Source organism: Marivita sp. (assembly GCF_017643905.1).
Taxonomy (GTDB): Bacteria; Pseudomonadota; Alphaproteobacteria; order Rhodobacterales; family Rhodobacteraceae; genus Marivita.
This window is the reverse complement of sequence record NZ_JAEPMO010000046.1, coordinates 21163-28874: the sequence shown is the minus strand read 5'-3', so window position 1 is coordinate 28874 and position 7712 is coordinate 21163. Positions and strand designations below refer to the sequence as shown.

The 7712-nt window shown below is 63.1% G+C and carries 8 protein-coding genes; all 8 read left to right on the top strand.

Translation table 11 applies throughout. The annotated features are described in order from the left end of the window. On the top strand, positions 1-310 hold a 310-nt coding region (locus JJ869_RS09305), incomplete at its 5' end, for a hypothetical protein (RefSeq protein ID WP_292266428.1). A 97-nt stretch (positions 311-407) separates the two neighbouring features. Then, positions 408-1331 carry an FAD-dependent oxidoreductase gene (locus tag JJ869_RS09300; protein WP_292266426.1) on the top strand — a complete coding sequence of 308 codons (924 nt, stop codon included), beginning with the start codon at positions 408-410 and terminating at the stop codon, positions 1329-1331. After that, positions 1328-2167 (top strand): isoprenylcysteine carboxylmethyltransferase family protein, encoded by an 840-nt coding sequence (locus JJ869_RS09295; protein ID WP_292266425.1) that lies wholly within the window; start codon positions 1328-1330, stop codon positions 2165-2167. The genes JJ869_RS09300 and JJ869_RS09295 overlap by 4 nt, the downstream gene beginning before the upstream one ends. Next, positions 2139-2861 carry a bifunctional 2-polyprenyl-6-hydroxyphenol methylase/3-demethylubiquinol 3-O-methyltransferase UbiG gene (ubiG, locus tag JJ869_RS09290; RefSeq protein ID WP_292266423.1) on the top strand — a complete coding sequence of 241 codons (723 nt, stop codon included), beginning with the start codon at positions 2139-2141 and terminating at the stop codon, positions 2859-2861. The genes JJ869_RS09295 and ubiG overlap by 29 nt, the downstream gene beginning before the upstream one ends. 1 nt (position 2862) lies before the next feature. After that, entirely contained in the window at positions 2863-3255 is a 393-nt protein-coding gene (locus tag JJ869_RS09285; protein ID WP_292266421.1) for a DUF4149 domain-containing protein, read from the top strand. A gap of 249 nt (positions 3256-3504) precedes the next feature. Then, positions 3505-4770, top strand: coding sequence for a DEAD/DEAH box helicase (locus JJ869_RS09280; RefSeq protein WP_292266419.1), 1266 nt, complete (start codon positions 3505-3507; stop codon positions 4768-4770). Positions 4771-4971: 201 nt separating this feature from the next. Next, on the top strand, positions 4972-5433 hold the full coding sequence (locus JJ869_RS09275; RefSeq protein WP_292266417.1) for a (2Fe-2S)-binding protein: 462 nt from the start codon (positions 4972-4974) through the stop codon (positions 5431-5433). Positions 5434-5435: 2 nt separating this feature from the next. Beyond that, positions 5436-7682 carry a molybdopterin cofactor-binding domain-containing protein gene (locus JJ869_RS09270; protein ID WP_292266416.1) on the top strand — a complete coding sequence of 749 codons (2247 nt, stop codon included), beginning with the start codon at positions 5436-5438 and terminating at the stop codon, positions 7680-7682. Positions 7683-7712: the final 30 nt, after the last annotated feature.

Below are 7712 nucleotides of genomic sequence, written 5' to 3'. Positions count from 1 at the left end.
GGAAGTGCTGCGCGGGGCCAAAGCCGATCCCGATAGCAGCGCCTCGCAAGAGTTCATCGACCTGCAACTGGGCGACCGGGCCTATCTGGCGGACAAGACGGATATCGGAACGTATTTTGCCGTGATCCGGGGACTTTCCGACGTGACCGAAGCGGACGCAGTGATGGACCTTTTCGTGCGCGGCGAGCAGACCACCATCAACGACGCGTTCGAAGCGACAAATGCGCTCTACAATGCAGCGCTTGCGGCGGATGGCGGAGATTTCCTGATCCAGCTCGTTGGTATCGTCGACGATCCATTCGCGATCTGATCCATCCTTTCCAACCTCTGCGACAGCGCGCCCCTCGACGGGCGCGCTGTTCGTTTTAGCTACTCTCCAAGCGAGCGAAGCGACGAGGCAGAGCAAGATGAAGATCGCGATCATTGGGTCCGGCATGTCCGGTCTGGCCTGCGCCAACCGACTGTCCAAGGCGGGTCTGACGCCGACAGTGTTCGACAAAGGCCGGGGCATCGGCGGACGCATGGCCACCCGCCGGGCCGATGGTGGATTTCAATTTGACCACGGCGCGCAGATAATTCCGTCGGAAACCGAAGGGTTCCGCGCTTTGCTCGAAGAGGCGAAGGCAGCGGGCCATGTTGCGGATTGGGACAGCGGCGATGGCAAACCCCATGTCGTCGGAACACCCGGTATGACGGCGCTTACCAAGTATCTCGCCCACGGCCTCGACCTGCATCAGCAAACCGAGGTGACCTCCGTCACGCAGACCAACGCAGGATGGGAACTTACCGCAGACCAACCGCTTGGCATCTTTGACCACGTTGTCTGCACGGCACCCGTCCCACAGACAAACAAGCTGGTGGGGCCTGCCCTGAGCGACCCGCTTGACCGGGTGGTCTATGCGCCAAGCCTGACGCTGATGGTTGCGCTCAAACGTCCGTTGGACGCGCCTGCCACGCAGACCAACCCAACCGATGCCTTGGCGTGGATCGCCCATGACAGCGCAAAGCCGGGTCGATCAACGGAAAACTGTTGGGTGGCGCAGGCCAGCGCGGATTGGAGCGCCACTCATCTCGAACTCAGCAAGGACGAGATCGCAACGCGGATGCTCGATCTTTTCCTGACGCACCATCGCCTTGATGCAACCGACGTGGCCTATGCCACCGCCCACCGCTGGCGCTATGCGCTGGTGACCGAGCCGCTGGGCCAACCTTATGTCAAATCCCACGACGGCACGCTCTACGCGGGTGGCGACTGGTGCCTTGGCCCCCGGATCGAGCACGCATGGCAAAGCGGCACTGCCATCGCCGATGACATCCTGCGCAGCGCATGACCCTGAACGAGCCGCGCATCCAGCGACTGATCACCCTGATCAAGGCCGCGCTGACCCCGCCACCGGGCATGGGGCGGATTGCGCTTGCGCTGACCATGGGCGCGGTCTGCCACCTGATCTTTGCAGTCGCCGTGCTGTCGATGATGGTGGCCATGTTCTTCGGTATGAGCGAAAGCTTCGGCACCGTTCCTTGGCCCTGGGCAGTCCTCGCGAACGCCGCGCTGATCCTGCAATTCCCGCTGGTGCATTCGTTCCTGCTCTCGAAACGCGGCACGAGGATCGTGGCCCGCCTGATCCCCGGCCCACATGGCGGGACACTGGCCACCACCACCTACGCGATCATCGCCTCGCTGCAACTGGCCGCCCTGTTCCTCCTGTGGACCCCCAGCGGCATCATCTGGTACCGCGCCGAAGGCACCGCCTTTGTCGGGATCTGCGCCGCCTACGCCGCCACATGGCTCCTGTTGCTCAAGGCCAGTTTTGACGCCGGGGCCGAGGTGCAATCGGGCGCGCTGGGTTGGATGTCACTCTTGGGCAAGATCAAACCGGTCTTCCCCGACATGCCAACACAGGGCCTCTTCCGCCTGATCCGCCAACCGATCTACGTGGCCTTTGCTTTGACCCTCTGGGCGGTGCCGGTCTGGACGCCCGACCAACTTGCCCTCGCGATCAGCTACACTGTCTACTGCTTGCTCGCACCGCGCCTGAAGGAAAAGCGTTTCGAACAACGCTATGGCGCAGCCTTTGATCGCTATCGCGACCGTGTGCCCTATGTCCTGCCGAAACTGACCACCAAGGAGCCAAAAGATGGCGCAAACCCGGCGCAACAACCTTGAGATCTACGACGACGTTGCCGACCGCTGGTGGTCCGACGACATCCGCTGGGTCCGCACGCTCAAGAACATGGTGCCCGGACGGCTCAGCTGGTTTGACCGCAAGTTCGACTGGCAGGGCAAAGATGTGCTCGACCTTGGGTGTGCGGGAGGGTTCATGGCCGAGGCACTCGACGATCGCGGCGCTCGTGTCACGGGGATTGACCCCGCGAAAGAGGCCATCGCTGCTGCAAGCGCCCATGCGGCGCAGGAAAGGCGGTCCATCCGCTACGATGTCGGCGTGGGCGAGGCGTTGCCCTATGCCGATGCCAGCTTCGACGCCGTGGTCTGTGTCGATGTGCTGGAGCACGTCCAAAGCTTGCCCAAAGTCATCTCCGAAGTGGCCCGCGTTTTGCGCCCCGGTGGCATGTTCCTCTTCGACACGATCAACCGCAACCCCATCGCCCGTTTGGCCACAATCACCATGGCCGAAGACGTGCTCAAGCTGTTGCCCAAGGGCACGCATGATCCGGAAATGTTCATCAAACCCGCCGAATTGCGCACCGAACTGGACCGTGCTGGTTTCACCACGGGCCAAATGGTCGGCCTCGGCCCGCGCGGGATCAACGGCAGGGGCGATTTCACCTTCGGACGCGTGCCCGGCACGATGATCATCTACATGGGCACCGCGCGAAAAACCGACCGGACAGGAGGCTGACATGACAACCCTTGCTTTGCTCTCGACCGCGCTCCTTTTCGGCGGCATGGTTCTTTACTCCTTCGGGTTTGCCGCGTTCCTCTTCACAGCATTGCCCGCCGAGACCGCAGGCCCGACGATCCGCCGCGCATTCCCGCATTTCTATCTCTTCGTGATCGCCGGGGCAGGGCTGTCGGCGGTGTTTCTCGCGATATCCGACCCGCTGTCAGCCGGGATCATGGCCGCCATCGCGCTGACCACCATCCCGACCCGCCAAATCCTGATGCCCGCAATCAACGCCGCCACCGATGCCGGGAACAAGCGCCGCTTCGGCATGTTGCACGGGTTGTCGGTTGTGATCACTTTGATCCACATTGTTGCCGCAGCCTATGTGCTGCACCGCTTTATCGGTTGACTTATGGGTGCTTAGGCCCCATGTGCACCTCATCGCCGCGCAGCCGCGTGAGCTTGCCGCGCCCGTCATCTTGGGCGCACCGGCGATAGACGCATTCAGTTCCCCATCACGCAGGGTCCCTGACGCAGCACCAGACAGTGCGGGGCGCTCCCGTATGGTCTTAAGGTTCTGCGACACCCTCGTTTGCCGCACTGATGCGGCACCATACCCTCCGTGTGCGCAACCGCATGCGGACGCAAAGGATACCTTTTGTCTGATTTTGAAACTCTGGGCCTCAAGCCCGTTCTCCTCGCCGCTCTCAAAGACGCTGGCCTTACCACACCCACTCCGATCCAGGACAAGGCGATTCCGCTTGCCATGGCGGGCAACGATGTTCTGGGCCTTGCCCAGACCGGCACCGGCAAGACAATGGCCTTCGGCATCCCGCTGGTCAGCCACCTGATGGACATGCCCGAACGCCCTGCCGCGAAAACCGCGAAATCGCTGATCCTCGCACCGACCCGCGAACTGGTGAACCAGATCGCCGAAGCGCTGCGCACCCTGACCAAGAAAACCCACCTCAAAGTGAATGTCGTGGTCGGTGGCCAGTCCATCAACAAGCAGATCCATCACCTGCTCAAAGGCACGGACATTCTGGTCGCCACACCGGGTCGTCTGATTGACCTGATGGACCGCAAGGCGGTTGATCTGCGCACCGTCAAGCACCTCGTGCTGGACGAGGCGGATCAGATGCTCGACATGGGCTTCATCCATGCCCTGCGCCGCATCGCGCCCAAGCTCGGCACACCGCGACAGACCATGCTGTTCTCGGCCACAATGCCAAAACAGATGGAAGACCTGAGCGCAGCCTACCTCACCAATCCGCAGCGTGTGCAGGTCGCCCCTCCGGGCAAGGCTGCCGACAAGGTCACCCAATCGGTGCACCACCTGTCCAAGGCCGACAAACCCGCCAAGCTGCGTGAAATCCTGTCGCGCGACCTCGATGCGCTCACTCTCGTTTTCTCCCGCACCAAACACGGCGCGGAAAAGCTGATGAAGGGTCTTGTGGCCGACGGTTACAATGCCGCGTCCATCCACGGCAACAAAAGCCAGGGCCAACGCGACCGCGCCATCAAGGCGTTCCGCGATGGCGAGATCAAGGTGCTGGTCGCCACGGATGTGGCAGCGCGCGGCATCGACATTCCCGGTGTGGCCTATGTCATCAACTACGATCTGCCCGATGTGCCCGACAACTACGTCCACCGCATCGGCCGCACCGCCCGTGCAGGCCGTGAAGGCGAGGCGATTGCCTTCTGCGCGCCGGATGAGGCGGATCTGCTGCGCCAGATCGAGAAGCTGATGAAGATCGAGATCCCCGTGGCCAGCGGTTCGGCTCCGAAAGACCCGGTCGCCCGCAAACCGCAGACCCGTGGTCAGGGCCGTGGTGGCAAAGGTGGGCAAAGCCGCCCCGCCGGTGCCGCGGCCAAGCCGAACGGCAACCGCCGCCGCCGCAACCGGGCGCGGAAAGCCGCTTAAGAGACCTTCGCGTCCCTTCTTCGGTTTTCAAATACTTCAGGGGGGTGTGGGGGGAAAGCGTCCCCCCACCTTTCGGAGCGGCCCCGCCGCTTCGATCCCAAGTCGCGCAGCGCCCCGCAATTTCCCCAAGGTCACCCCTCCCACACGGCCAGACCGGTCCTATGTTGAGGCCAAAGCCAGTGACAGAGGGAGCACGCCGCGATGCAACTCAGGATCAATGGAACGCTTCACGAGGTCGATGTCGAAGACGACATGCCGCTCCTGTGGGTCCTGCGCGATGAGCTTGGTCTGACCGGCACCAAATTCGGCTGCGGCATCGCGCAATGCGGCGCCTGTACGGTGCATCTGGATGGCGTTGCTGTCCGCTCCTGCCAGACTCGGGCCATCGACGCAGAAGGTGCGGACATCCGCACCATCGAAGGTCTTGGCACTCCCGAAGCGCTGCATGCGGTGCAGGCGGCATGGCTCACCGAACAGGTGGCCCAATGCGGGTACTGCCAGTCCGGCCAGATCATGCAGGCCGCCTCTCTTCTCGCCGAAAATCCGCAACCCTCCGATCAAGAGATCGACGACGCCATGTCGGGCAATCTTTGCCGCTGTGGCACCTATCCCCGCATCCGCGCCGCTGTGAAGCGCGCCGCAAGCCTGATGCAGGAGGGCTGATCGTGGGACGCCTCAAAACCATCGCCCGCCGCACGTTTCTCATTGGCTCTGCCGCCGTTGTCGGCGGTGTCGCTTTCGGCGTCTACACCGTGCGCAAACCGCATGAGAACCCGCTGACGGCTGGGGCGGGAGAGGCGGTTCTGACACCGTATGTCAAAATCACCGCTGATGGCATCACCCTCATTACGCCCCGCGCGGATTCGGGGCAGGGGGTCTACCACGTGCAGGCCGCGCTGATCGCCGAGGAACTGGATGTCGATCTCGACCAGATCAAGGCCGATCCCGGCCCGCCCAGCCCCGCCTATTGGAACACCGCACTTGCGGCCGAGGCTGCAGAATTCCTGGTGCCTGCCGCTGGCATGATGCAGGACATTGCTGAAGGGGCGGTGAACTCTGTCATGAAGGTGATGGGCCTCCAGATCACGGGCGGCTCCACCAGCGTGCCCGATCAGTTCGAAAAACTGCGTTTGGCAGGCGCGTCTGCGCGCGAGACGATCAAGGCCGTGGTGGCGGAACGGGAAGGTGTGGCGGTCGCGGACCTCACCACCGCGTCCGGCAACGTGATTTTACCAGATGGTCAAAAAATCCCCTACACCAGCCTCGCCGCCGATCTGGCGGGTGCCGAAGTTGTGCAGGACGTCCCCCTCCGCGATCCATCGCAATGGCGCTATATCGGCAAGCCGATGCAGCGGATCGACATGCTGGCGAAAAGCACGGGGACGCAAGGCTACGGCATCGACGCATCGGTCGAGGGCATGGTCCACGCCACCGTCCTGATGAACCCCGCGCAGCGTGGTGGGATGTCGGACTATGACGCCTCCGAAGCGCTTGCCATGCGGGGCGTCAAAGCCGTGGTCCCGATCACCGGTGGCCTTGGGATTGTCGCCGACAACACATGGCGCGCGTTCCGCGCCGCGCAGGCGATCAACGTCACGTGGGAAGACCCAACCTTTCCGCTCGAGCAAGCGGAGCATTGGGCCGCACTTGAGGCGGCGTTCACACCTGACGCGCAGGACAGTCAGAAACGCAACGACGGCGATGTGGACACCGCCCTCAGCGATGGCGAGGTCCTTACCGCCGAGTACCGCGCGCCCTATCTGGCCCATGCGCCACTTGAGCCGGTGAACGCCATCGTCCGCGTGGACGATGACCGCGCCGAGGTTTGGACCGGCACACAAATCCCGCGTTTCATTCAGGCCAATGTCAGCCGCATCACCGGCATTCCGGCCGACAACGTGACCGTGCATGTTCTGATGATGGGCGGCAGTTTCGGGCACCGGCTGGAAGACGAAGTGGTCAAACAAGCGACCGAGATCGCGATGCAGATGAAGGGCACGCCGGTCAAGCTGACCCTCTCGCGCGAAGAGGACATGATCCACGACTTCCCCCGCCAGATCGCGATGGCGCGGATGCGGGGCAAGGTGGCGAACAGGCAGGTCGAGGCGCTGGATCTGGGCATCGCCATGCCCTCGGTCATGGCCTCGCAACTCAGCCGCCAAAACCAACCCGCCCCCGGACCGGACAGCCAGATCGTGGCGGGCGCGTGGGAACAGCCCTTTGCTATCCCGCACCAGCGCGTGACGGGCTATCGCGCCCAGCAGCTTGCGCCGATCAGTTCATGGCGCTCGGTCGGCGCATCCTCCAACGGGTTTTTCTACAACGCTGCCCTCGACGAGTTAATCGAAGCTGCGGGCGCCGACCCTTTGGAGGAACGTCTGCGCCTCTGCAGCGATCCACTGGCGCGGCAGGCATTGGAGGCAGTCGCCGAGATGTCGGGCTGGTCCGGCATTGGTGGTATGGCCAATGGCTCAAAGACCGGTCGGGGTGTGGCGATGACCAAGTCGTTCGGCGTCCATTGCGCACAGGTGATCGAGGTTACCGACGCGGACGCTGGCCTTCGCATCGACAATGTTTGGGTTGCTGCCGAAGTGGGCCGGGTTGTCGATCCGGTCAATTTCGAGAACCTTGTGCAGGGTGGGGTGATCTATGCGCTGGGTCACGCCATGAATTCCGAGATCACTTATGCGGGCGGCGTGGCTGAGCAGTCGAATTTCGACCTGAATCCGGGCATGCGGCTGCATCAATGTCCGAACATCGTTGTGCGCGGGCTGGAAAACGGCGACCGGGTGCTTGGAATCGGCGAGCCACCCGTGCCGCCTGCCGCCCCGGCCTTGGCGGGGGCGATCTGGGCGGTGACGGGCACGCGGCTGCGCGAGATGCCGTTCAACAAGTCGGTGGATTTTGTGTGAGGCAAAGAGATTTTTACCAGATGGTAAAAG

Bases quoted from the DNA above. Each gene is read 5' to 3' on its own strand.
- JJ869_RS09285 (WP_292266421.1), top strand. From the start codon at position 2,863: ATGACAACCCTTGCTTTGCTCTCGACCGCGCTCCTTTTCGGCGGCATG.
- JJ869_RS09300 (WP_292266426.1), top strand. From the start codon at position 408: ATGAAGATCGCGATCATTGGGTCCGGCATGTCCGGTCTGGCCTGCGCC.
- ubiG (WP_292266423.1), top strand. From the start codon at position 2,139: ATGGCGCAAACCCGGCGCAACAACCTTGAGATCTACGACGACGTTGCC.
- JJ869_RS09275 (WP_292266417.1), top strand. From the start codon at position 4,972: ATGCAACTCAGGATCAATGGAACGCTTCACGAGGTCGATGTCGAAGAC.
- JJ869_RS09295 (WP_292266425.1), top strand. From the start codon at position 1,328: ATGACCCTGAACGAGCCGCGCATCCAGCGACTGATCACCCTGATCAAG.